This window comes from Paenibacillus sp. FSL R5-0473, from assembly GCF_038004565.1.
In the GTDB taxonomy this organism is placed as follows: Bacteria; Bacillota; Bacilli; order Paenibacillales; family Paenibacillaceae; genus Paenibacillus; species Paenibacillus amylolyticus.
The window spans coordinates 3,925,380-3,950,848 of record NZ_JBBORL010000001.1; the positions used below are offsets into that span (position 1 = coordinate 3,925,380).

Annotated in this window: 26 protein-coding genes and 1 riboswitch; of the genes, 5 read left to right on the forward strand and 21 right to left on the reverse strand. The window is 46.3% G+C overall.

Features of this window, described 5'->3' with window-relative positions; all coding sequences use genetic code 11:
* Positions 1-13 precede the first annotated feature (13 nt).
* Positions 14-931, reverse strand: a complete 918-nt coding sequence (metA, locus tag MKY28_RS17035; protein ID WP_340026918.1) for a homoserine O-acetyltransferase MetA — start codon at positions 929-931, stop codon at positions 14-16.
* 236 nt (positions 932-1,167) lie between these two features.
* Positions 1,168-1,291, reverse strand: a riboswitch (SAM riboswitch).
* A gap of 451 nt (positions 1,292-1,742) precedes the next feature.
* On the opposite strand from metA, the gene corA reads away from it, so the two are divergent.
* On the forward strand, positions 1,743-2,678 hold the full coding sequence (corA, locus tag MKY28_RS17040; RefSeq protein WP_036610074.1) for a magnesium/cobalt transporter CorA: 936 nt from the start codon (positions 1,743-1,745) through the stop codon (positions 2,676-2,678).
* 70 nt (positions 2,679-2,748) lie between these two features.
* Here the strand turns inward: corA and MKY28_RS17045 are convergent, their stop codons facing one another.
* The 8 genes from MKY28_RS17045 to MKY28_RS17080 all read right to left on the reverse strand — a co-directional run bounded on the left by MKY28_RS17045 (position 2,749) and on the right by MKY28_RS17080 (position 10,073).
* On the reverse strand, positions 2,749-3,750 hold the full coding sequence (locus MKY28_RS17045) for an HRDC domain-containing protein (RefSeq protein ID WP_047844208.1): 1,002 nt from the start codon (positions 3,748-3,750) through the stop codon (positions 2,749-2,751).
* Between the two features lie 176 nt (positions 3,751-3,926).
* Positions 3,927-4,805: an ROK family protein gene (locus MKY28_RS17050; RefSeq protein ID WP_340936450.1), complete on the reverse strand. Its 879-nt coding sequence runs from the start codon at positions 4,803-4,805 to the stop codon at positions 3,927-3,929.
* 72 nt (positions 4,806-4,877) lie between these two features.
* The gene (locus tag MKY28_RS17055; protein ID WP_340936451.1) at positions 4,878-5,564 is read right to left on the reverse strand and encodes an MOSC domain-containing protein; all 687 of its coding nucleotides are present in this window, start codon (positions 5,562-5,564) and stop codon (positions 4,878-4,880) included.
* A gap of 30 nt (positions 5,565-5,594) precedes the next feature.
* The gene (locus MKY28_RS17060) at positions 5,595-6,701 is read right to left on the reverse strand and encodes a phosphodiester glycosidase family protein (RefSeq protein ID WP_306068570.1); all 1,107 of its coding nucleotides are present in this window, start codon (positions 6,699-6,701) and stop codon (positions 5,595-5,597) included.
* Between the two features lie 5 nt (positions 6,702-6,706).
* Entirely contained in the window at positions 6,707-7,600 is an 894-nt protein-coding gene (locus MKY28_RS17065; protein ID WP_017689620.1) for a 5'-3' exonuclease, read from the reverse strand.
* 139 nt (positions 7,601-7,739) lie between these two features.
* Positions 7,740-8,105, reverse strand: coding sequence for an arsenate reductase family protein (locus MKY28_RS17070; protein WP_017689621.1), 366 nt, complete (start codon positions 8,103-8,105; stop codon positions 7,740-7,742).
* A 412-nt stretch (positions 8,106-8,517) separates the two neighbouring features.
* Complete coding sequence (locus tag MKY28_RS17075) at positions 8,518-9,501, reverse strand: RluA family pseudouridine synthase (protein WP_340026922.1); 984 nt, start codon at positions 9,499-9,501, stop codon at positions 8,518-8,520.
* Positions 9,498-10,073, reverse strand: a complete 576-nt coding sequence (locus MKY28_RS17080; RefSeq protein ID WP_036610088.1) for a cob(I)yrinic acid a,c-diamide adenosyltransferase — start codon at positions 10,071-10,073, stop codon at positions 9,498-9,500. Before MKY28_RS17080 ends, MKY28_RS17075 begins: the two co-directional genes overlap by 4 nt.
* Before the next feature lie 148 nt (positions 10,074-10,221).
* Between MKY28_RS17080 and MKY28_RS17085 the strand changes: the two genes are divergently transcribed.
* Positions 10,222-10,833 carry a DedA family protein gene (locus MKY28_RS17085; protein WP_091014720.1) on the forward strand — a complete coding sequence of 204 codons (612 nt, stop codon included), beginning with the start codon at positions 10,222-10,224 and terminating at the stop codon, positions 10,831-10,833.
* Between the two features lie 85 nt (positions 10,834-10,918).
* Here MKY28_RS17085 and MKY28_RS17090 read toward each other — a convergent pair whose 3' ends face one another.
* From MKY28_RS17090 to MKY28_RS17120, 7 genes are all read right to left on the reverse strand, one after another.
* On the reverse strand, positions 10,919-11,461 hold the full coding sequence (locus MKY28_RS17090; RefSeq protein WP_340936452.1) for a bifunctional adenosylcobinamide kinase/adenosylcobinamide-phosphate guanylyltransferase: 543 nt from the start codon (positions 11,459-11,461) through the stop codon (positions 10,919-10,921).
* Positions 11,462-11,498: 37 nt separating this feature from the next.
* Entirely contained in the window at positions 11,499-12,050 is a 552-nt protein-coding gene (locus MKY28_RS17095; protein ID WP_310333874.1) for a hypothetical protein, read from the reverse strand.
* A gap of 167 nt (positions 12,051-12,217) precedes the next feature.
* Positions 12,218-12,439 (reverse strand): aspartyl-phosphate phosphatase Spo0E family protein, encoded by a 222-nt coding sequence (locus MKY28_RS17100; RefSeq protein WP_179198508.1) that lies wholly within the window; start codon positions 12,437-12,439, stop codon positions 12,218-12,220.
* Positions 12,440-12,627: 188 nt separating this feature from the next.
* Positions 12,628-13,836 (reverse strand): aminotransferase class I/II-fold pyridoxal phosphate-dependent enzyme, encoded by a 1,209-nt coding sequence (locus tag MKY28_RS17105; protein WP_036610094.1) that lies wholly within the window; start codon positions 13,834-13,836, stop codon positions 12,628-12,630.
* A gap of 13 nt (positions 13,837-13,849) precedes the next feature.
* The gene (locus MKY28_RS17110) at positions 13,850-14,350 is read right to left on the reverse strand and encodes an Lrp/AsnC family transcriptional regulator (protein ID WP_024628343.1); all 501 of its coding nucleotides are present in this window, start codon (positions 14,348-14,350) and stop codon (positions 13,850-13,852) included.
* A 160-nt stretch (positions 14,351-14,510) separates the two neighbouring features.
* Positions 14,511-14,906, reverse strand: a complete 396-nt coding sequence (locus tag MKY28_RS17115) for a spore coat protein (RefSeq protein WP_017689630.1) — start codon at positions 14,904-14,906, stop codon at positions 14,511-14,513.
* A gap of 31 nt (positions 14,907-14,937) precedes the next feature.
* A complete protein-coding gene (locus MKY28_RS17120; protein WP_036610100.1) occupies positions 14,938-15,174 on the reverse strand; it encodes a hypothetical protein in 237 nt (78 codons plus the stop codon).
* Between the two features lie 97 nt (positions 15,175-15,271).
* On the opposite strand from MKY28_RS17120, the gene MKY28_RS17125 reads away from it, so the two are divergent.
* The gene (locus MKY28_RS17125) at positions 15,272-16,492 is read left to right on the forward strand and encodes an NAD(P)/FAD-dependent oxidoreductase (RefSeq protein WP_340936453.1); all 1,221 of its coding nucleotides are present in this window, start codon (positions 15,272-15,274) and stop codon (positions 16,490-16,492) included.
* 95 nt (positions 16,493-16,587) lie between these two features.
* On the opposite strand, the gene MKY28_RS17130 is transcribed toward MKY28_RS17125, so the two are convergent.
* The 4 genes from MKY28_RS17130 to MKY28_RS17145 form a co-directional block, all read right to left on the reverse strand.
* Positions 16,588-17,802 carry an MFS transporter gene (locus tag MKY28_RS17130; protein ID WP_036610105.1) on the reverse strand — a complete coding sequence of 405 codons (1,215 nt, stop codon included), beginning with the start codon at positions 17,800-17,802 and terminating at the stop codon, positions 16,588-16,590.
* Between the two features lie 129 nt (positions 17,803-17,931).
* Positions 17,932-18,498, reverse strand: coding sequence for a hypothetical protein (locus MKY28_RS17135; protein ID WP_076327048.1), 567 nt, complete (start codon positions 18,496-18,498; stop codon positions 17,932-17,934).
* Positions 18,499-18,617: 119 nt separating this feature from the next.
* A complete protein-coding gene (locus tag MKY28_RS17140; protein WP_036610109.1) occupies positions 18,618-19,037 on the reverse strand; it encodes a DUF350 domain-containing protein in 420 nt (139 codons plus the stop codon).
* Between the two features lie 71 nt (positions 19,038-19,108).
* Entirely contained in the window at positions 19,109-21,475 is a 2,367-nt protein-coding gene (locus tag MKY28_RS17145) for an endonuclease MutS2 (protein ID WP_047842259.1), read from the reverse strand.
* 187 nt (positions 21,476-21,662) lie between these two features.
* Between MKY28_RS17145 and MKY28_RS17150 the strand changes: the two genes are divergently transcribed.
* Together MKY28_RS17150 and MKY28_RS17155 are read left to right on the forward strand one after the other, a co-directional pair.
* Positions 21,663-22,022: a phage holin family protein gene (locus MKY28_RS17150; protein ID WP_036610114.1), complete on the forward strand. Its 360-nt coding sequence runs from the start codon at positions 21,663-21,665 to the stop codon at positions 22,020-22,022.
* 220 nt (positions 22,023-22,242) lie between these two features.
* Complete coding sequence (locus tag MKY28_RS17155; RefSeq protein WP_036669784.1) at positions 22,243-22,635, forward strand: cytochrome c oxidase subunit II; 393 nt, start codon at positions 22,243-22,245, stop codon at positions 22,633-22,635.
* A gap of 104 nt (positions 22,636-22,739) precedes the next feature.
* Here the strand turns inward: MKY28_RS17155 and MKY28_RS17160 are convergent, their stop codons facing one another.
* Positions 22,740-25,448: a hypothetical protein gene (locus tag MKY28_RS17160; protein WP_340936454.1), complete on the reverse strand. Its 2,709-nt coding sequence runs from the start codon at positions 25,446-25,448 to the stop codon at positions 22,740-22,742.
* Positions 25,449-25,469: the final 21 nt, after the last annotated feature.

Below are 25,469 nucleotides of genomic sequence, written 5' to 3' on the forward strand. Positions count from 1 at the left end.
CCTGTAATCTCGATTAGATTTGCGGGCCAATATCGTAAGGTGTTTCTTGATACACATAGTAATTGAGCCAGTTAGAGAATAATAAGTTGGCATGAGCGCGCCAAGTAGCTGGTGGCACACGGGAAGGATCGTCATTCGGATAATAATGTCTAGGCAATGCGATATCCAACCCTTTAGCTGTATCCCGGTCATACTCCCACTTTAATGAGAACGGGTCATACTCGGCATGTCCTGTGGCAAAAATCTGTTTGCCGTCTCTGGTAGCAACCAGGAAGATCCCCGCTTCCTCAGATTCAGCCAAAATCTCTAATTTCTCATTCTTTTCAATATCTTCGCGTCTCACTTCCGTATGACGGGAATGTGGAACGTTGAATACTTCATCGAATCCACGCAACAACGGAACATGTGGTTTGTTGATGGTATGTGGGAAAACGCCAAAACACTTTTCATCAAGTGCAACCTTGGGTACGTCAAAATGATGGTATAAACCTGCCTGGGAAGCCCAACATATGTGGAGGGTTGAAGTCACATTGGTTTTAGTCCATTCGAAGATCTCCTGGATTTCATTCCAATAGTTCACGTCTTCGAAATCCATCTGTTCCACAGGGGCGCCCGTAATGATCATTCCATCGAAACGACGGTGTTCAATCTCATCAAAGGTTTTATAGAACAGATCCAAATACTCCTGAGACGTATTCTTCGACGTATGGGATTTGGGATGTACGAGAACGACATCCACCTGAATAGGCGTGTTTCCCACCAGACGAAGCAATTGTGTTTCGGTCGTTTCCTTTGTGGGCATCAGGTTTAATATAGCGATACGGAGTGGACGAATATCCTGCTGATATGCAGAAGTTTCATCCATGACGAAGATATTCTCTCCTTCAAGTACTTCTTTTGCTGGTAGCGTATCGGGTATTTTGATTGGCATAGTAAGTCTAACTCCTCCTTGTGCATAGATAGATGCAGCCACCCCTGGCTTGATGTCTTCACATCAATACAGTTATAGACTGCCTTGAGCTTGTAAAAACATTGAATTGCTCTTTCATCCAACGTTACAAACAACCTCAAGTTCCTTAGCGAAAATCACTGCTGAGAAGTCGGGGCATATGACAAAGACCTTCCTCGGATTTCGAGAAAGGTCATATGTAAAATAGATATGCGCCTCTCTCATCTCTCAGTTACAACAGTGCCACCTGACACTTAGTCGCTGCAAGAATTAGCACCGTGCGGTATACCGCCGGTTGCCGGGTTTCATCGGGCCAGTCCCTCCACCTACTCTTGATAAGATTTCGCTGTATTAGATTGTAATTAAATATGGTTCACCGTCTACTTTATTACATTAATGCCCTCACGTCAAGATGCAGTTCGATGTCTGCTTCCCAGATCGGAACCGTTCATCATCCGTTGTCATACACTGCCTCAGGGCGCGAAATAGACACATTTTTGCGCTTGAAAGCACCTTGTACCAGCGGTATACTAAACAAGGTGTTATAAACCCTTATGTGAGAGGTGACATATTAAATGGATGGCGACCCGAGGCCTGACTGGCAGCCGAATTCCGACAAACTGCATAGAGAACTGACATCAGCATGCCGGCAGCGGGACGTGACTTCCGTTTGATTATATAGTGAACGCAGCCCTGATCTCCAGGCTCCGCTGCCGACCGGCTGATTTGTTCTTTTTGCGCCCATAATGATAATATCCGCCAAGTTGGCGGGTGCAGAAGGAGTAGATTAACGATGAAAATCCGGTTGGTAAACAACGGTGTATTTATTCCGGTGGACGACATTCAGCAGGCGCTGACTCCACCAGCGGAAGGATTTTACTGGATTGATGCAGACGTAGACGATTTGGCGGTACTTCAGCCGCTGTTCTTGATGCATGATCTGGCTGTAGAAGACTGTCTTAGTGACGAAGAACAACGTCCGAAGATTGAAATTTATGAGAACCATTATTTTATTGTGATTAATAGCATCCGTTTTGATGATGAAGAGATATTTCTACGTGCGGTCAACTTATTCCTTGGCAGACATTTCATTATTAGTGTTACCAAGCACAAGATCAGCGAATTGCGCACACTGAAACCGATCCTGTGGGAACAGGAAATCAGTACACCGGATCGTCTGCTGTATTTGCTGGTTGACTTGATTGTTGATAATTATTTCACCGTAGGTGACCGAATTGAAGCACGAATCGAGAAGCTTGAGGAAGACATTCTGATGCACACCAAAAAGTCACATTTGAGTGAAATTATCGGGCTGCGCAGTGAGATTCTGTGGCTGAAGAAAGTGCTCGGACCTCAGAAAGAGGTCATTAATACACTCAACAAAAAAGATCTGCGTCTCATCGATGATCAACTGCAAAAGTATTTCAGTGACATCTATGAGAATGCCGTAAAAATATCTGAAACCTTTGAGACATATCGCGACCTGATGGGCAACTTGCGAGAAGCCTACCAATCCAGTATTGCGAACCGGGCGAATGAGATCATGCGTGTATTTACCGCCATTACCACGGTCTTCATGCCGCTGACGGTCATTACCGGTATATACGGCATGAACTTTACGAATATGCCAGAGCTTAACTGGAAATACAGTTATTTTGTTGTGATTGGCCTGATGGTTACCCTGGGCCTGAGCATGTTCTTCATTTTCCGCAAGAAAGACTGGGTATGAACTCGTATGAAATAAGAAAGACGAAGCGCTCCTCCGGGAGAAACGCCTCGTCTTTTTTCATTTCTGATCATTAACCAACATTCTTCTCTGTCTCTGCGTGCCGACGGAAGCGGATTCGAATCATGCGCAGTCTTTCATAGACCTGCTCCAGACTTCCTCCATCGGGTTTCTCTCCTCCATACACCTTATGTAATACTGGCTTCAGGAACGTATCTCCCAGCTCCTCATACGCACTCCATACGGCCTCTTGTTCGTTCTCTGGCATCACTGCCAGCTCCACATCAAGAAGACAATCGGTGTCATAACCTTCGTGATCCAGTGCCTCTAACAGCTCAACCAACTCGCGTCGGGATAATCCGGATCGATTAACAATCTCCTCTAACGTATACCCTTCCTTCATGCCTTCAAGCACCTGCTTACGCGTGGTGAACTTATCAAGTTCCTGCTTGTACTTCTGCTCTCTCTGCTTGTATAACCAACTCTCATACTCTTCTTCCTTCAGCGCCGTGTATACCCAGTCCAGCGGGAATGTCGTTGAACGTTCCAACCCGTTTGTAATCTCCATCCATTCCGTACCATACTCAGTTGCTTTGCTCTCTCCTACGCCCGGAAGTTGCATCAGTTCATCCAGCGATTGCGGAACAAAGGCACTGATCAAACGCAACAGACGATTCGTTGCAATAAAATACGGTGCCTTCCGGTCAGACACAGCTCTCTTCCTGCGCCATGTGCACAGATCCGTATATAATTGCTCATTGCCGTATAACTCACTGTAACAATGGAGCCGCTGTCCACCATAACTGCGTGACTTCAGATCATCATTCTCATGAAATAACCCCTGCAACTGCGGTCGGTACCCCTCACTCATCTGTATGGCAAGCTGATGACGGTAAATATGAAGCAGCTCCTCCCAAGAAGTCCCTTCATACCAGATGCTGTCCTCACGCTCTCCTTCCTCGTAGCGACTCCATCCCAGCTGCCAACTATCTTCCTCTTCCCCAATCCATAACTGTGCATACTCTGCATTCTGATCTGACATTCTGGACAATCTGTTCATGAAAATGACTTCCATTTTCGTTCCCTCCCTTTGAATATTCAGCTTATACGAGTTAAAGATGCTACCTATAGGCAGCACAAAAAAACACCCCTCCTGCAAAATCCATGCAAGAGAGGTGCTTCCTCATTAACCGTACTATGCTGTTGCCCATATCATACCACAATGGTAAAATTCGTCAATCCCTTAATGACCTACTTATTCAATGCCAACTTGGCAAGCGCCAGTGAACCACACAGACCCGCATTGTCACCAAGTCCTGGTGAAACAACATACTGGTCAATGTCGGATTGAAGTGCCGGATGCTGAACGTATCCAGCCAGCAACTCCTGCAGTTTGCTACGAACCATCGGGAACAGGTGCTCCTGCTTCATTACTCCTCCACCCATGACAATTTTCTGCGGAGAGAGAATCAGAACATAGTTCATCAGGGCGTGTGCCAGGTAATGTGCTTCGATCTCCCAAGATTTATGATCTGCAGGCAGTTCATAAGCCGGTTGCTCCCAACGTTTGTTAATGGCTGGACCTGCTGCAAGGCCTTCGAGGCAGTCACCATGATACGGACAGAAACCCTCGTATGTATCCTCCGGATGTCTGCGTACAATGATATGTCCCATCTCTGGATGTGACAATCCATGGACCATTTTACCGCCAACCACAGCACCTGCACCAATACCTGTACCCACAGTGATATACAGACAGCTCTCAAGACCTTGTGCAGCGCCCCAGGTTGCTTCTCCAAGTGCCGCACCATTCACATCCGTATCAAATGTCATCGGCACATCAAAATGCTCCTTGAGCTTGCCAATCACGTTATACTGTCCCCAATGTGGTTTAGGTGTTGTTGTGATATAGCCATATGTTGGGCTTCCTTCAATCGGATCAATCGGACCGAATGAACCTACACCCAGAGCTTCAATGCCTTTGCCTTCAAAAAATGAAATCACTTGAGCCATGGTCTCTTCCGGTGTTGTTGTTGGAAAACTTACGCGTTCCAGAACTTCTCCGTTTTCTGTGCCAATACCACATACAAATTTGGTTCCGCCTGCTTCAATTGCGCCTAAGATCGTCATGTTAGTCACACTCCCAAGTTAGTTTAAAAAGGAATTCGAATTGCTTTACTTGATGACACGATAATTACCCTGCTACTTGTTCTCCAGCTTGGACAATCGTTTCATTAACGTTTGCCTCCAGCTGTCTGACAGCGCAGAAATGGCCAGCAACGCCTGAATACCTTCGACATTTTCTTTCCCCTGATGCATGATTCGATTGGCTTCAAGAACCGTCATTGAGGCTGGATCGGTGCTGATCCGTCGAAATATCGATGAAGGCCTTACCTCACCTTCTTGCAGTACACGAAAGTAAAAGCCGGTATATCCACTCTCCTGAAAATAAACAGGCAGCTCCTTATAGTCATACCTCGCACCCAGCTTGAAGCAAGGTTGTCTGGGCTGACTGACCTGCACTGTGGCTTCGCCCAACTCGTACACATCACCAATCCGTACGTCTTCTTCGGCACAGCCTTCAACCGTCAGATTTTCTCCACAAGCTCCCCAATCCAGCTTGCGATCCATCAGTTGTTCGAGCACCGGATAACGACTGTAATCGTATACACAAACGGCTTTGTCAGGGCCGCCATGATGCACCAGATCCGCCTGCGCGTCCCCTGTCATTCCAGTGAATGACAGGAAAACCGCGTCGGATACAGGATGTTTCACAATGCCGCTCAGCACTTCACGCTTCTGCCCAGGGAGCGGCCGCGGCAGTCCTACATTAATGGCCAGAACAGCTGTATTGCCCTCCCCTGGCTTTCGATCAGATGTGAGTGTCATTTGCGTCATACCTCCTATAATCACTTTCTTTTAACGCACAGAGCCGCCAAATACGAGTGTATTACTCAAGAGCCGACCTGGAGAAGTCAGCATTTTGCCCCCGGCATACATACCCGAGGAAGCACCGCCATCCAGATTCATGGCCTGTTTGGCGCCAAGCTTCTGCATCACCGCTGCCCACTCCTTGATTGTTGCTCCGGAAACGGTAGCCAGCATAACAGAACCGTCCGCCATGATCGCAATACCACTTCTGGCTCCGGAAGCATTAAGAATCTTGGCATCCTTGAAACCTTCGCTCGTCGGATTGACAGCTACCTTACCGTCTTTTACCAGACGGGGTCCTGCCCCAACAGCAGTCACTACATCTTGCCAAGGGATCTCTTTGCCTGCTGCGTTCGTATACTTATAATTCATTTCTACGGTCGAACCAACGGTGAAACGGTCCGAAGAAGACTTCTGATTACCTGTGAAAACCAGTACCGAGCCATTCTTAGGAATCGCTACATTTGTATTGGGCACTTTTTTGGTCACGATACCTTTCTCCATGACAACCGCAGTGCCACCTTTGAATCCGACTGTGGCACCTCGTTCAGGCGTATACAGCATCGTAATGCTTGCGTTCGCTGAAGGTGTTCGATTAATAAAGGTTGCATACCAACTCCGTGATTTACCTTTTGTATCCGTTACTTTACCTGTCAAACTCACCTGAAGTGAATCCATGATCGCCGAGCCGTCTTCCTTAAATCCGATGGATGTTCCGTATCTTCCAATATGTATGACCTTACCATTTGCTATTAACATACCGTATGGATCTGGTGCTCCGTTATATGCTTCAAAAAATGCTCCGTTAATGGCTGCTTGCGCACCATAGGCTTTCACAATCGATGGCAATGTTGCCGTCTGGCCAACTTGCTTCTTCGCGAGTCCCACGGTAACCGGTGTTCCCTTTGGAATCGAAACGGTCTGTACGGTAAAATTACGTCCTGCTGCTTTTACTTTCTGTACTTTGGTGTTAATTGCTGCTTTGGCATCCACTGTCTGTGGTGCACTTACTGCTCCCGAAAGAATTACGGGCAAGGCCAGGACGAGGGCCATAGCCCCTGTCCACCACTTTTTGCCTGTTCGTACGTTATTCATGTTGCTCACCCTATTGCCACTCCCATCCAAGAGCCAAGGCTCTTCATCTCAAGTTGTTCAAACTTGTCCATCACCATATCCGGATCAAGACGCAATTCACAGATATCCAGCGCACAGGCAACCGGAACAGCACAATGAATCTCTGCCAGTTTGCGGGACAAATGAAGCATGTCCAGATCATTCTCAATCTTGTTACGCACCGAAGGGGTCAGTTTATCCATGTTGCTCAGAATCCCTTCAATGGAGCCGTATTCCTGTACAAGCTTCAACGCTGTTTTCTCACCAATTCCCCGTACTCCGGGATAATTGTCGCTGGCATCTCCCATCAGACCCTTCATGTCAATCACTTGACGAGGTGTCAGTTGTTTCTCAGCCATGAGCGTTTCAGGGTTGTACACCATGTAGTTGCCATGGCCTTTTTTCATAATAATGATACTTGTGCGGTCATTGATCAGTTGCAACATGTCGTGGTCACCCGTCAATACCATAACATTCATATCGGTCTCTTCGGTATAATACTTCGCAAGCGTCCCGATGCAATCGTCGGCTTCGAATCCTTGTGCACCTATATTCGGAATACCCAGGCTATCCATGACTTCACGAATCAGAGCAAATTGGGGAATCAGGTCATCCGGAGCTTCGGCCCGGTTGCCTTTGTAGGCTGCATATTCTTCACCTCGGAACGTCTTACCGCCCATATCCCAACAACATACGACATGACTTGGCCCAAAAGTCTGAACCGCATCCCAGAAATAACGGATAAATCCGTAGACTGCGTTGGTAGGCAATCCTGCTTTTGTACGTCTGATATATCCGCTTGCAGATGTCGCATAAAAAGCACGGAACAACACCGCCATACCGTCTACCAGCAACAAAGTAGGTTCATTACGTTGATTCACTTGAATTTGTTCTCTCCTATCTAAATCTAGCATATAAAATATCGAAACTAATTCTATCATTATAGCATAGTTCCGCCAACCATCGTTCAGCCAAAAAAGCCCTGAATTTTGAACAATTCAAGGCTGATATTCAGCGCGTTTATGCGTTATTCCATTCCTGCTCGTACGTTTCTTCCTTGAATCCAACCGTCACCTTTTCTCCATCCGTAACGATCGGACGTTTGATCAGTCGACCATTGGAAGCCAGCAAACGAATCTGTTCATCAGCGGACATGCCCGGAAGCTTGTCCTTCAATTGTTGTTCTTTGTATACTTCCCCACTCGTATTAAAGAACTTTTTCACTTCCAGTCCACTCTTTTGGATGAGTTCTGTTAGTTCAGATTCTGATGGCGGTGAGTCAAAAATAGGGATTAACTCCAGCTCATGTCCTTGAGCTTCAAGCCATTTTACAGCTTTGCGGCATGTGCCGCATTTGGCATATTGATATACTTTTAAGTTACTCATGGTATGTGTTCCTCCTCTGCTCCGGTTTCGTGTGGCTCCGGTTTCGACTTCTCGCTTCCCTTGGTTTGCTTCGCAAATCCAAAAGTCGCTCCAAATCGATACCATCGCCATGTAATTTTACTGACTTTTGCGAATGAGATCAAAACACACATTCGCGATATTTTTTGGGTCAAAATCTTACAGCTTTTATTTCTTTAAAAGCTTCAAAAGATTTGAATTCTTGAAGTATTTAACATGAAATTGGTAAACATCAATACATTAAACCATAAAGATTAGCCTACGGCATACTGTTCGGGTGCATGAAGCATCCCTCACAAGGGTTAGCAAACAGCATTGAACCCCAAACAGGACGGGCCTTGCACAAGCTACGGCAAAGGGTTCATATCTTAGGGAAGTGCTCCGACGCTCTCTCTTAGAGCATCTCCCTTGGAGCTGCCTCATCATTCAAACGCTTCTCTAGGGCGGCCATATCTGCTGGAAAAGGAGCTTGAAACGTTATGCGTTCCTTTAGAATTGGATGTTCAAACGTCAATTCACAAGCGTGTAATGCCTGGCGTTCGATCCAGGTATCCCGTTCTTCTCGAACAGCCATGGTCTGCTCATCGATCTCATGCACAGGTAGTGTCTTGTACATTCGATCACCTATCAACGGGCAGCCGATGGACGTCATATGTACCCTGATCTGATGGGTTCTGCCACTTTCCAGCTTGAGGCTTATCGCACTGGCGCTACCTTCTGCCCAACGTGTTACGGTCGTGTACAACGTTCTTGCAGCGTAACCATCAGGTGTTACGATTCGGCGGTGTGGCTCTTCAGGATCGCGGTCAATCGGGCCATCTACTGATCCCTGTTCCGGGACAGGGCTTCCGTGCACAAGTGCAATATATTTCTTGTCTACTGTTCCAGCGATCATCTGTTCAGAGACATGCTGATGCACATAAGGGTTCTTGGCTATTGCGAGCACACCTGACGTTTCCTGATCAAGTCGATGAATCGGTCTGAACCGGAAGCGCTCACCCTTAGATTTCCAATAATGAACAACGCCATTTGCCAAAGTACCCGTATAATGTCCATGCGTCGGATGAACGATGATGCCCGCATCCTTGTTGACAATAAGCAAGTGCTCATCTTCATACAGAACGGTAAAGGGAATAAGCTCAGGCAAAATATCATCCGATTCCTCTTGCTCCATCCGAACTTCAACGACATCACCCGCAGCTACCTTGACGCTAATGTACACGCGCTCTCCATTTAACATGACACCTTGTTCGGTCAGCTTAATTTTGGACAAAAGCTTACGCGACACCAGCAGCCGCCGCTGAAGCACGGTCTTCAGCAGCCAGCCATCTTCTTGTTCGGTCACCGTGTAGACAATCGGCGAATAATACTGGCTCATTCTTTGCGGCGGAAGACTTTTTTGCTCCGCACATATTCAATATCCGCCACCTGTTGTCTCGCGTTGGCCGTCCGTGCAACCACGAAGAAATAATCAGACAGTCGGTTTAGATACCGCCGTACAGACGGATTAATATCTGTATGTTGTCCGAGTGTTACCGTGCGACGCTCTGCGCGACGACATACAGTACGGCACACATGAAGAGCAGAAGAAAGCTGACTACCACCAGGAATAATGAACCGTTCCACTTTTGGATTCTCTGCATCATACTGGTCGATCCATTGTTCCAGACGTGTGACCATTTCATCTCTCACCTTATATTTGGTCTCACTAATCTTCACAAAGGCCAGATCCGACCCGCAATCAAACAGTTCCTGCTGAACTTCCAGCAAATGTTCACGCAGATCTTCAAATTCCCCTTGAGCCGAGTCAATAAGGCTGATCGCCTGGCCTACAAAACAGTTCAACTCATCAATCGTACCATAAGCCTCAACTCGGTCATCATCCTTGATGACGCGTCCACCGATGACCGAAGTCTGTCCTTCGTCACCTGTTCGTGTATATATGCCCATCGTTATCCCTCCAATTGGTAATATAATAATGAATACGGGAATGCCATTTTTTCAGAAACCCGTCTATCGCTTTACACGTATATAAGAATTGGTGTGCTCTGCCGAGTATACGACAAATCAAAGGAAACCAAAAGTAAAGGAGACGATTATGCAAAACTGGATAACCGATTTCATGGAACAATACGGCTACATAGGCATTGCACTCATTATTGCTCTTGAGAACGTATTTCCCCCAATTCCATCCGAAATCATCTTGCCGTTTGGCGGATTTATGACCACCTATACCAGTCTCACTCTTCCAGGAGTTATTATCGCTGCAACTATTGGTTCTGTCCTTGGTGCTGTTCTCTTGTATGGTATTGGTCTACTCATTGACGTCGAACGCCTTGAGAAAATTGTGGAACGCTGGGGACATGTTCTGCGCATCAAAAAAGAGGACATTCACCGTGTCGATGCATGGTTTGACAAATATGGCATGTGGACCGTATTATTCTGCCGAATGGTTCCCCTCGTTCGTAGTCTTATCTCCATTCCCGCAGGCATGTCCAATATGAAATTTGGTTTATTCCTTCTCTTTACAACCATTGGTACATTGATCTGGAATGTCATTCTTGTCTGCGTTGGTGCTGCGCTTGGCGCATCATGGGAGAGCATTTTGCACTTTATGGACGTCTATTCCATTGTAGTGTATGTCATTCTGGCCATCATTGTCATCGGATGTATCATCTGGTGGATCAGACGTAGCAAAAAGCAGAAATAAAAAGGATAGCTTAATAAATAAAGCCTCCTCGCCACCAATTCGTGGTTAAGGAGGCTTCTTTATGTCACCCGTTTATGTCATCTCGCTATCGTTCATCTTCATTTCGCATGCCCTGACTCTTAAGATCGATAGCCAGACCAGATACCAGCAAGTACATCTTTTCAGCATGTATCTGCAGCATCCGATTAACCGAAGCCATTCTCGCTGTAAATATTCGTTCTTCCTCGGTAGGATGCAATGTGCCATGCATTTCATTGGTAATCACAAGCAACTTCCCCTGATAAGACAATAATGCATCAAGCAAAAGCTGTGTCTCTGAACGCTGATGATCCAGATCCTCTGTTGCCCTGAAACCGGCAGCCATCCAGGAGGTCAGACTGTCTACAATTACAATTCGCTGATCCGCCAAAAACATATTGGATTCCCGATTAATCTGGGTGATCACCTCTGTCAGATGCTGACCGTTCCCGGCATGAATGGCACGATAATGAGCGGATGGCAATTCGGGAATAACGGGATCATGATCACCGGTGGATAAATATACACCCTCCCGGCTAATCCCGGCTGCGTACTTGAGGGCAAACCGGGTTTTACCACTACCTATGCCGCCTGTGACCGTAATCAGCAATCCGCTTCCCTCCTTCCATAGCCATTCTGAATTTTCTTTACTCTGTCAGCGCCTTCAGCACTTTTTTGGATTCTTCGACATTGGAAGATGACACTGGAATGGTGGCGAACAAATTGCTCGCAGCATATTCTACATCTTTAAACATTTTCATATCTTCGAGTGGAATGCCGTAAAGATGTGATTCTTGCTTGATGTCTGAACCTTCATCTCCTTCACCCTTCTCTACCAATACTCCACCCTCAAATACACCCCGTTCAAACTTCTTGGGATCAAAAGTATCATCCAGCGGAACATTGGAGCCATTACTTCCGTATTGTTTCATGTCGGACTCAGGCAAAATAAAGATATCATGTCCTCCAGCCGCATACTCTACCATAATTTTCTGAACATCATACATCGCACTGGTAATCACTTCCACCTTAGGTTCCTCACCCAGTTTCTGTTGCAGATTGGCCTGTAACTGTTCTGAGATTACAGATGGATTTCCTTGGTTATCAATGATGAATATGGAAAAACCATCTTTACCTCCACAACCAGCAAGCAGAAAAACGATAGAAATGATTGCAGTAAGCCCCCAAAATCTCTTCATTCCAGTTCCCCCTTTAGTCTCCTATGTCCAATATATCACAATTGTTCCACGCAAAAAAATAACCTGGCTTATCGGGGGATCACCCTGCCTTTACACACAAAAAAGAAGACCTTCTCAGGTCTCCCTTTCTAATTCGATTAATGAAACGTTTCAATCCAGCATAAACGTTATTTTGCTTTAATCGGGTTAGCCTTCATATATTCATTAATCTTTAAATCCAGCAAACTGCTGATCTCAATTACAATATCGGATGTGAATGATTTCTCTTCGAGGAAGATCTGTTCCATCTTGCGACGAAGCATATGAATTTCATCTTCCAAGGAAATGTCATGCAAAGATGCGTTATCGGGTTTCACCGACCATCGGTCGCCATGATCGCCTTCTGCCAGATAGTGCCCACGATTCGTCGGTAAATCATATTCAACACAAAACAAAGCTAACCCCTCCTTGGAAAAATGGTTTCCAAATATATGAAAACTTATTTCAAATTTGAATTATATCACATTATTTTGTAAAATAAAGTTATTTTTTTCCAATAATAACAATGTCACATTTGTAAAAAGATTCTACTTTAGTATTAACCCTCTTTTTGCAGTTTGTAAACAAAGTTTCCGATTCGTTCCAAAGCTTCATTTAATTGAGTTACAGAAGTAGCATAAGAACAACGCAAGAAGCCTTCACCCTGAGGGCCAAAAACATTGCCCGGAACAGCAGCCACTTTATTCTCCGTTAACAATCGCTCAGCAAACAGGTCTGAACTCATACCCGTCTTTTGAATGCTCGGGAATGCATAGAATGCTCCCTGAGGTTCATGACAATCAAGTCCAATATCTCTGAAGCCCTGCACAATTAAACGTCTACGCTGATTATACGATTCTACCATCCGATCTTTCTCACCCAAACCATTCGTCAACGCCTCAAGTGCAGCAACCTGACCCATGGCCGGCGCACACATTACCGTATACTGATGGATTTTGAGCATGGCTGCAATAAGCTCAGGATGACCACACATGTAACCGATCCGCCAACCTGTCATTGCAAAAGCCTTCGAAAATCCGCTTACGAGAATAGTCCGCTCCTTCATGTCAGGGATAGCTGCAAAACTAACATGTTTTTGCGTATACGTCAATTCAGCGTAAATTTCATCCGCGATCACAATCAGATCATGCTTTTTAATCACTTCAGCAATAGGCAACCACTCTTCATACGTCATGATGGCTCCAGTGGGATTACTCGGATAACACAGAATAACCACTTTCGACTTCGGTGTGATACCAGCTTCAAGTGCTTCGGCCGTTAACTTGAACTGATCTTTCGCGTAGGTTTCAACACCAACTGGTATACCGCCACCGATAGAAGCGATTGGTGAATACGCCACGTACGAAGGTTCAGGAATGAGAATCTCGTCGCCAGGTACGATTAATGCGCGCAAAGCCAAGTCAATCGCTTCACTGCCACCCACGGTAACAATAATCTCATCCTTGGGATCGTATTTGGTATCAAACTGAGTATCCAAATATTCACTGATGGCTTCTCTCAACTTCGGCATACCTGCGTTGGATGTGTAACTGGTCATACCTCTTTCCAGCGAGTATACACAAGCTTCACGCATATGCCAAGGGGTAACAAAATCAGGTTCACCCACACCCAATGTGATAATATCCTTGTTGTCTCCAACCAGATCAAAAAATTTACGAATTCCGGATGGAGGTATCTGCTGCACGAGGGGTGCCAGATAAGATGTCATTTTCTTGTTGTTCCCGGTTGTCTGTTCATTCACTATCATGACACATCTTCCTTTACGGCGAGATCATGAGACGGTTGTCTTCCTGATGGTCTTCAAAGATAATCCCGTCCTGCTTATATTTTTTAAGAATAAAATTCGTTTTGGTTGAAAGTACAGAGTCTATCGGAGACAGTTTCTCCGACACAAAATTAGCGACTTCACGCAGGTTGCCACCTTCCACTTCAACGAGCAGATCGTATGCACCGGACATGAGATATACGGACTTTACTTGCGGATAGAGATAAATACGTTCGGCAATCCCTTCAAAACCACGACCACGCTCCGGCGTGATCTGCACTTCAATCAGGGCCGTTACTTTTTCATCATCTATTTTGCTCCAGTTCACGACGGTTGCGTATTTCACGATGACGTGGTCTTGTTCTAGCTGTGCCACGGCGTTCTTGATCTTGTCTTCCGACTCCCCCAGCAGCGTCGACAGCAGTGCGGGAGTCCTTCTCGCGTCTTCCTTCAGCAGATCCAGAACTTTTAATTGCAGATCGTTCAAATCTTTCATGGTTTTCCCTCCAGCGTCATCCAGGTTCCTGAAAATGAATTAATACTTATATTACATGAATTTGACGTTGATGCATAGACAAAAGACCGCCTGCCCTGAATTCAGGCAAGCGGTGGTATGGTCCTGTAACGTTAGGTGCTTCAAACCTCTTTTGCAAAGGTTACATGTAATAAGGGTTACCGTAATTCGGTTGATGCTGAGACACATTAGGAGCTTGGCTATATGAACTGTTCTGCGTATTCTTTTCCTGAATGAATTGCTGACACTTTTGTTGGGTCTGGTGGGCGGACTGAATTTGCTTGTCCACGTCCTGACGAAGTGCCTTGGACGAGACAGAATACATGTTGTTTTGCTGCATCAGATTGAACAGTTCCCCTTGTAATCTTAGGGTATCGTTCGTCAGGTCTGTGAACATTCGACGTGTCATGGGGCAGGAAGCTTCCGTTGTCGCAGTCGTATATTCGCGCGAGGTTCGTCTTAAATCTGCAAGAATCGACTTCAGCAGATCCTGCTCCTGCATAAAAGCGCCATTAGATGATAAAGATTGAGAATACATGCGTTTTCCTCCTATACAGTTAGAGTTGTCTTCAATTACTGACTTGCGCCGGTGCAAGAGACTGATGTTGCTGCAGTGCATTGACAAGCGTGTTCAGATGTTGTTCATGTGAGCGAACATAGTGATTCAGAGCTTGTTGAATTTGTGGATTATGTGTGATGGAAGCTGTGGCTGCACACTGCTTAATCAGCAGTTCTTCATTGGTGATAGAGTCCGCAATGTAGTTCAATTCCTTGGGACTCAGCGCTTGCATAGTATGATTCTGCATGTTTCGATGGCCTCCTCGGCATAAAGTTTATGCGCAATTATTGTTAACCCGGTCACACAAAAGTATACAAATTTAAATTATAAAGGAGATGTTTCTAATGGATCTGGTCTATGGCACACCTTTCTGGCCCTCCACTTTCAATTCAACATTTAATTATTCTGCTCTGCAAGAAGACATCTCTTGTGACTGCCTCATCATTGGTGGGGGCATGGGGGGCGCATTGACATCTAAACTACTCACGGAACAGGGTGTTAACACTGTTGTGATTGATAAGCGAGACATTGCCAACGGCAGCAGTTCTGCCAATACAGGTCTTTTACAATACACCAATGACAAGACACTAACCTCATGTATCCACACTTTTGGTGAAGCAACAGGCGTACGTTTTTATGAGCTTTGTCGTGAAGCCATGAAACAACTTGCTCAAATTGCAGACAGCCTGGATACAGACCCTTGGTTTATCCCACGAACAAGTCTTTGTTTTGCGAGCAGTGAAGATGATGTGGCCCTATTGGAGGAAGAATATCAGACCTTGAAGCGTTATGGTTTTGAAGCTGAACTGTGGGATGCCGACAAAATAAGCCAGCATTTCCCCTTCAGCAAACCCGCTGCACTGTACACCATGGGAGATGCGGAAGTGAACCCCTATCGTTTTGTTCATGCCTTGTTTGAATCCGCCAATAAGCGTGGCGCTCGAATCTATGGTCAGACGGAGATGATACACTGTGAATACGATGAAGATGGTGTAGTCTGCCACACTGCCAACGGTAAAATCCGTGCCAAGAAAGTCATATTTGCTGCCGGTTACGAGACACAGGACATCAAAAAGGATCGCGGAGCCTATCTGAAAACGACCTACGCGATTGCTACCAAACCGTTGTCTGATCTTAGTGAATGGTTTGAACACAGCATGATTTGGGAGACAGCTCGCCCATATTTGTATATGCGAACAACACCGGACGGAAGAATCATCGCAGGCGGTTTGGATGAAGAAACACCTCGAGAGGATCAACGTGAAATACGTTCAAAACACCGGGGAGATACACTCCTGGAAGAGGTCCGTTCCTATTTCCCTTTAGATGATCTTGAAGTCGATTATGCCTGGGGCGCTGTGTTTGGTAATACGAATGATGGCCTCCCCCTGATCGGTACACATCCCGATTATCCGCATTCATATTTTGTAGAAGGATATGGAGGTAACGGGACTGTATACAGCATGATTGCTGCTTCCTTAATTGTGGATGCTATTACTGGCAAACAAAACCCTGATATGGATCTGTTCTCTCTCACACGTACAAATAAACCATCTCCTGTATAACCAACAACTGAATCAATACAACTACAAACAGGGTACAGCACACGGAAAGTTCTCTTTTCCCGCCGCTGTACCCTGTTTATATATTGGGAAGCCTGCTAAGCCGAGGGCTCTTGCCCTTCCGTTCGGTTCAATAACTTGCGCATAAAGATCCATCCAATTAGCGGAGAAGCACCGAGGACAATAATAAGCCAGGTTAACATGCGTAGAGAGGGAGCATTTAAGACCGTCACAATAAATATGGCCAACCCACATAGTCTGCCAAGCATCAGGCATAACTCTCTCAAAACGACAAGTTCAACCCTTTTCTCTACATTTTCGCCACTTGTGCCCATCATGTCGAATCCCGCTGATATCATCGGTAATACATATAACGGCATCGCAACAGCACTCCCAATACCCATGATTAACAGCGTTCCATAGGTCACTTTCCAGAGAAGAGGAAGAAGCACAACAAGCAGAATGAGGGCTCCAATGAACATGCCTTTTGATCTATACTGTGGTTTAAACCATTTCCCGGCTGCCCAATAACTTACTAGTGCCACAGCTGAAGTGATGAGTGAGAACTGCCCCAATTTGTACTCCTGTGCGGTAGCCAAATATACAAGCAGTGCAATCAGGAAGGCAAAGACACCTTCACGTGCACCCTGAGCGAATAAACCCAGGCCTAAGGTCCTCCAGGGACTATCCCGCTTGGATAGCTGTATCCAAGGTTCCGACCAGCGGTATGTACCGCTCACCTTTCTTTTTTTCAGAAAAAAACTAAAAACTACTGCTATAACATAAATAACGAGTGATACCGTGAAGATGAGCCGATATCCTGTATTGTCTGTCATGCGAGTAATAATCAGACCGGAGAACCATGGACCTATAATTCCTGTCATCGAACCAAGTAACCCGACCCAGCCATTGAATAAATCCCTGTTTTCCCGATCCGTTATTTCAAAATACACAACATTAAATGCAATCCAGAATAACCCCAAGGAACAACCTAGTAGCATACCCAGAGGCCATATCCAGTCTACAGCTTTGGAACCAGCCCAGAGGACTATCATATAAAATATGCCGGACAGCGCAGTACCTAGTCGTAGTGCACTCATTTTATTGTGTTCCTTGACCCATTTGCCAGCAAGCCAGAATGTCAGTCCAATGGCCAGTTGCTGGCTGAGAGTGAACCACCCCAACATGGCATAATCCGGACGGCTTTTCCACAGAAACACATTCAAAAAGGTTCCCGACAGCGCTCCGGCTAACGCAAACAATCCATTCACGCCCAAAAGCAGAATGGATTGTCGGCCTAAAGTAATCTTCATCTGCTCCTCCTTCATCCACCTGAAGTGAACTATGTACAGGTAGGTCTTAGGGTTAACGTGCCCCAAGCAAGAGGAAAACATGATGAATCTTCAGGATTGCTATGAAATTGGTTAGAATCGCCGAAATGTTTATTCCTGCGTACTCAGGTTCTTGATCAGACGCAGACGATCTTCCTCAGACAGACTGTATTGAACTTGGAAACATCCCGAGCATACATAGGTCAATACTTTAAACGGTGATGCCAATAGTGACCCTTCGCCTGAAGCTGCGTTAGCAACTGGTGTGAAGTTATCCTGCGTTGTAGCTTGTGTACCTGCGAGAATCATGAATTCCCGGCAATTCGGGCACTCTGGTACTTCTTCCTGATGATCAAGTTGCTTCTGTACACCTTGTTCATACTGAATGAGATCATTACCTTCATCCGCGTATTTGGTTAACGTTCGCAACTCCGGCAATTTGAGTTCGACTTCATCCCCCCACAGATCCGAAAGATCCGTAGTCTGTTTCTCGTTCGTTACATCGTCTACATCATAGATGTCGTCCTCAGCTTCATCGTTCTCTTCATCATCGATGTTAATGTTGAGTGTACGGTATCCTTTTAACTCATTGTGGCAATAAGGACACTCTTCTTCAGGACCGAGCTCCTCATCCCATACAATCTCCGTCTGACACCAAGGGCATACTGTTGTTTCCATATTGATCAACCTTTCTCTTTCATATAATCATGTATTCATTACATAGATGACACCGATGGCAAAAAACACGATCGATGCCGCAAACAAAATCCGTATCAATATCTTCATGACCGGTCCCCCTAGATAATGCTCGCGCCAATAACAAACGACAGCGAGACTGAAATAATCATGGATATCAATCCGACAGCTCGGTTATCCGATTCGATCTCCTTATCAATGGAGAACACGGGTGTCAGGAATTCAAACAAAAAATAGGCAATGAGCAGAAGGATAAACCCTACAAATGACCACGTCATGGCTTCATATACCGAAGATTTCGCTTGTATGCAGAACCGCAATACGTTGCAGATCCCGAAGATCTTACCTCCTGTAGCCATCGCAACGGCCACATTGCCCTTCTTGATCTCCGTCCAGCATTTATATTTAGTCACCAGTTCGAAGCAAGCCAAAAATACGAGCAGCTCCATAATCGCTACCGAGAAAAAACCGAGTACCATCCCCAAGGGATGAGACAGCAATTGGTCAATGCTTTCTATCACGCACCGTTCCCCTCTCCCCATCTGCAACCTTCATGAATAAGGTCGCAGAATATCATTGATTCATGGACCGGCTATTCCAATTCTGCGACGGTCACACCGTTCCCGCCTTCTCCGTAATTGCCCAGCCGGTAGCTTTTAATATGTTTATGCTTACGCAGGTAATCCTGAATACCGGAACGTAAAATTCCTGTACCTTTACCGTGAATAATATAAACTTGGCCCAAGTTGGCAAGGAAAGCTTCATCAATGAACCGGTCTGTCTCCATCAGGGCTTCTTCCAGGTTGGTACCGCGCAAATCCAATTCACTTTTCACATTGTCATCACGTGTGCGCTTCATACCCGTTACCGGTTTTTGCTTTGGTTTGGCTGCGGGAGCCGATTGCTGCAGTTCCAGGTCATCCAGGGATACTTTCATTTTCATAATCCCCAGTTGTACCATAGCGTCTTTGCTGCCCGCCATCTCTACAACATGGCCTTTTTGATTCAAACTGTAGACAAGCACTTCATCACCAGGACCGATAGCACGAGTCTTCGGCGCTGTTGCCGTTTTTTTGACCGTTTTTCTGCGTTTCTCCGGTTCAGCCTCGTCCAGCTGTTTGCGGGCAGCAATGAGTTTGTGCTCCTTCACGGAAGCACCTTCTTCCATAGCCAACAGGCGAAGATCTGCTATAATCTTCTCCGCTTCCGCGCGAGCCTTGTCCACAATGCTGCGTGCATCTTCTTCTGCTTTTTCAATCCGGCGATCACGCTGCTGTTCCAGCTTCTCCAGTTCGGTCTGATGACGACTGCGTAATTTCTCCATATCCTGGCGCAAGCTCTCTGCCTTCTCACGCTCTTGTTCAGCCGTAAGACGGTTCTCTTCAAGAGAAGCAATCATGTGCTCAATCCGTTGATCCTCTTCCTTCACTTCGCCACGGGCGTAGTCGAGAATGTAACCCGGCAATCCCAGTCGCTCTGCAATGGCAAATGCATTACTTCGTCCAGGTACACCCACCAGAAGGCGATAGGTTGGACTCAGTGTGTTGATGTCAAATTCCATGCTGGCATTAATAACACCTTTACGCTCATATGCGTATGCTTTCAGTTCACTGTAGTGAGTGGTTGCAACCATGCGACATCCCGTCCGGTGCATATGCTCCAGCATGGAGATCGCCAATGCGGAACCTTCAGCCGGATCTGTCCCTGCGCCAAGTTCATCGAGCAATACCAAACTTTTTGGTGTCATGTTTTTCAGAATACGAATGATGTTGGTCATATGACTGGAGAAAGTACTCAGATTCTGCTCGATACTCTGCTCGTCCCCAATGTCTGCATAGATCGCATCAAATACACATAACTGACTGCCATCCTCAGCCGGAACAAATAAACCGGACATGGCCATCAGGCTCAGCAATCCAATCGTTTTGAGCGTTACCGTTTTACCACCCGTATTGGGACCTGTCACGATAATGGATGTATAATCATTGCCCAACTCTATGTCAATTGGTACCACGTTTTCAATCGGAATCAGTGGATGACGGCCTTTCTTGAGCTTCAGGAACCCGCGGTCATTCATGCGAGGCAATGTTGCTTTCAGTTCACGAGCCAGACGTGCTTTAGCAAAGATAAAATCAAGTGATCCCAGCAAGTCGACATCATACAACAGCCACTCTCCCTGCTCACTGACAAGTGCCGTCAATTTCTGCAAAATAATTTCTATTTCGCGTTCTTCCCGAATCCGGGTTTCACGTAATTTGTTGTTCATTGCAACAATGGATTCCGGCTCAATGAACAATGTCGCACCCGAACCGGATTGATCGTGCACAATCCCGCCAAAGTACGAACGATATTCAGCTTTCACCGGGATAACAAAACGGTCTCCTCTGATGGTGATGAGCTGATCCTGAAGCATCTTGGATACGGTAGAGGATCGAATCATGGAATCCAGTTTTTCGCGAATTCGCGCTTCTCCGCCTCGCAGCTCACGACGAATCTGCGCCAACGTTACGCTTGCACTGTCGGCAACCTCTGCATTATCGTCAATACAGATTTTGATGGCATCCTCAAGCGTTTTTTGCTCTGACAGTTGATCACTGATATAGAACAATGATTCGATGGGCTCATCTTCATGCAAAGTACCAATCTGACGTTTCAATCGCCGCGCTGCAAAGGTTGTATTGGATATTCCCAAAAGTTCGTGAGGGTTAAGTGTGCCTCCAATTTCAGCACGTTTGATGGAAGCCGTAATATCTACAATTCCCCCAAACGACGGTGAGCCTTTCAAGCGATCAAATGTGAAGGCTTCATCGGTTTGCTGCAGCAACCGCTTCACTTCTTCAAGTTCACTGCTTGGTTCAAGTTGCTCCGCTTTCTTTTTTCCCATGGTCGTCTGGGCAAAGCTAAGCAATGTATTTAAAATTTTGCGATATTCCAGTGTGTGTAAAATTTTCGTGTCCAAGTGTACAACTCCTTCCAAACTATATCTGTATTATAACGAAAGAAACTTTCTTACGCTATTTAACGAATCCTTCCACACATAACTTCAACCATAACACCACAAACTACAGGTGTCAGGATTGTGCAACCTCTCCATCCCCTTGGAGTTGCCCTGCTCAGTTCAATCCGAATAAAAGGAGGTAAACACCATGAATTTCCTGGGACATGTCGTGCGATTTGTCATCGCTGCAATTGTATTAATGGTGGTCAGCTGGATCGTTCCCGGATTCGCCGTTGGTGGCTTCTGGAGCGCTCTGTTGCTTGCTCTTGTCATTGCCCTGCTCGGCTGGATCGTTGAAGGTATCTTTGGCAAAAGAGTCAACCCGTTTGGTCGCGGTATTGTCGGATTTATCGTTAGCGCACTGGTGATTTGGCTTGGTCAATATGTTGTAGATCATGTTGAAGTCAGCCTGCTCGGTGCCATTCTCGCTGCGCTGGTTATCGGGATTATCGATCTCTTCATCCCGGTATCCACCCCTTTTGATGCCGGACGAAGCTCCAAAAGTTAATCTCCACTTCACCCTAACGTCCCCATGTATTCTCCTAAACCTCTGAAGGCCCTGTGCCGGAAGGGGTTTATTTCATTCGGGCAGTACACACGCTCTGCCGTACACGTACAATTTTCAAAAAAACGACATACGCAGCGTGTACAGGCATCCACATATTGCGGTATGATGACTGGAGCAATCATTCAAATTTTATCCATATCACGCTTTAAGGAGGCACATGATGAAGAAAGGCATAACATGGCTTGCTGCCTGTATGTTAATTCTGGTCCTCACTGCATGTGGAGGAGCGAAACAGTCCGCAGAATCTGGCAGCAATGGATCCGATGCTGATGCTGGAGTTACAGCCAGTGAAGAATTGGTCATCAAGGCGAGTAACTATGAATTCGATCAACCTGAGTACCATCTTAAAAAAGGCGTTCCCGTTAACATTGTTTATAAAAATGAAAACGGAAATCACGGTATCCTTGTGCCTGAGCTGAATCTTCAACTGGATACCAGAAATAGCTCCAAAGTCATAACCCCGGACAAAGTTGGTGAGTTTGAAATGTCCTGTTCTGTCTTCTGCGGTTCAGGACACAGCAGCATGATCTCCAAAATTATCGTTGAAGAATAGTATTCAAGACAAGGAGCCCCCGCAGCGACGGGAGCTCCTTCTTTAGTATAACAAATTGTACCAGAGTACGTTGCCCACGAGCCAGTTCTGCTGCATTCATTCCGCTAGGTCTGGTCCTGTTCAATCAATTCAATCCATTCGTTATATTCCGTCTGCAATTTCGTATATTCATCATGCAACTGACGATATTCCGTGTTCAGCTGCTCTGCCTTCTCCTGCTCCATTTCACGTTCAACCTGTAACAAACGTAATTGATTCGCCGCTAGTTCGTAACGCTCCCCCATCTCAAGCAGTTCAGTTTCCATGATCTCTTTCTCTTGGGTCGCTTCTGCACGTAACTTGTCCAGCTGCTGTCGTTCTTGTTCCAGTCCCTCCAGCAACTCACTACTTGCCGCACTTTCTCTCTTCCAAACCGTCAGTTCATTCTCAAGTGTAGCCCAGCGTTCCTGCCAGGATTGTTCCTGAGCCGCCCATTCATCTGCACGGCGTTGCCATACCTGGTCGTTCTGCTCTGCTTGTTCAACGCTTGAGCGAAGTTCTTCTTCACGTCTCGTCAACTGCTCCAGACGGGATGCCAACTCGGCCTGTTTGGCTGACAGTTCTTCGTGTTTGATCTGCCATTCCAACGCTTCTTCCTCAGTCTGGGCTAGCCGGCTCTCTTGCTCAGAGTAACGCTCGGAAAGTTTAGCCGAAGACTGTCTTGCTTCTTCAAGTGCGCTCACAATCTCTTGTTTCTCCTTGCTCAATTCATCCAGCTTGGAACTGTAATTCTCTTCCCGTTGTAATGCATCACTGTAATCATTACGGATTTGTTTATAGTTATCCTGAAGTCGGTTCAGCTCTTCCCGAACAACATTTAGCTCAACTTCAAGCTGATTACGTTTCTCTTCCAAAAGCTCTGCACTCTTCTGGTATTGCACAGCCTCTTCATGGTTGAAACGAGACTCTTCCTTCACCACGGACAATTCATCATGAAGGGATTGCACACCAGACTCCAACGTTTCATTTTGTTCAGCAACTTCAAGAATCTGATTCTCCAGGTCTCCGATCTCAGCCAATCGCTGCTCAGCAAGATCCTTCAAGGACTGCTCACGTTCCGTAAGCGTGCCGATCTCATTCTGCAATGTACGCACCGCAGCATGAGCCTGTTCAAGCACTTTTTGCAGTCTGCGCTGTTCCTCTTCCGACTTCACTTCAGCCTCACGAAGCTTTTGGGCTTCCTGTTCAAGCTGTGCATGTTGCTCCTGAAGTTTGCGTAGCTGCGCTGCGAGAGAGGTTTCTCTATCCACAGTTTCATTATACTTCTGCTTCCATTGTTCCTGTAGATCACGGGATTGCTGGGCAGCCTGTTCCGTTTCACGCAGAAGCTCCTGCAACTGGGAACGGTCCTCTTTCAACTGCTCCAGTTGTTGCTCCAGTTCCGTAATTCGGCGAGTCTGAACTTCCTGCTCCTGTTTACGGACCCCATGCTCATGACGTAACGATTCCAATTGACCACGCTCGTGCTGAAGCTGCTGTTCTTGCTCTGCAACCAAGTCCTGTGCACTAATGAGCTGGGTCATTACTTCTTCTAATTGTTCTTCGACATCTAATAGTCGAGCCTCCGCCTGTTTACGTTGTTCCTCAAGTTGCTGCTTGAGCTTGCCCTGTTCTTCTTGCAACAAGGCCTCTGCCGCCGCTTCGGCTTCTTTCGCCTGGGACGCTGCTGCTTCCTTGGCTTGCTGCAATTGTTCCTCGAGGGCTGCTTCTTTTTCCATCCATTCGAGTTCCAACTGCTCGGATAACGCCTTGAACTCCGCATTCAACTGATTTATCTCAGTCAGGCGCTTCTGCTCCGCTTGTTCCTGCAAGTCAGCCCGTTCCTGATTCGCCTGATCCGTGAGCTCTTGTGTCTGTTGCAGCGCTTTTTCTTCAGCCTGTTGAAGACGAAGTTCCATCTGTTGCTGAAGTTCGTTATATTGCAGCGTTGCCTCTTCCTGAGCTTTCTTCAGATTGCTCTCTGCCTGCTCCAACTCGGACAAAATGGCCGACTCGGCTTCTTCCTTGGCTGTCTGAACCTGCTGCGCAGCCTTGGCTTCAATCTGTTGACGTTCTGCAACGGCACGGCTTTCGGCTTCTTTTAATTGAGCTGCAGTCTTGTCCTGCAACTCTTTATATTGCGCCGCAGCTTTGGCCTGCACCTGCTGCAATTCGGCTGCAGAACGGTTCTGAGCTTCTTTGAGCTGGGAAGCAGCCTGTGCCTGTGCATTTTTAAGCTGGTTAGCCGCTTTCTCTTCCATTTCCTTCAGCTGTTTCGTTCCCTTGGCTTCTGCTTCCTTCAGTTGTGCTGTCGCTTGGGCATGCAATTTCTGCACTCGCTCCGTTGCTTGAGCGCGTTCTTGCTCCAGCAGCTTATTCAACTTGGCTATCTCTGAATTTTTGTCCGATTCGGACTTTTGCAACGCCTGCTCTGCTTCAATCTTCAGCTGTTGCAAATCAGCAAGAGCCTGGTCACGCCGTTCCAATTCTTGTTGATGTTCATTTTGTATGGCGTTTAACCGATTCAATTCGTTTCTCAGTTCTGTACGTTCTCCAGTGAGCATCTTCAGTTCATTACGGATTTCCTGAGTCTGAAGAGACTGTTCAGCCATATGTACAGCCGCCAGTACCGCAATACGCGGAGTATCCAGACGGGAATTTTGCTTGGAGATCGCGCCCATACGCTCATCTACCAGGTTAGCTACTTGTTTCATATAGTCGGCACTGCTGCCAACCAGTTTATAGGAAGTCCCGTAGATCTCTACGGTGACGCGTGTACGATCAGGTGTAGTCACAGTTGTGCCCTCCTTCAAGTC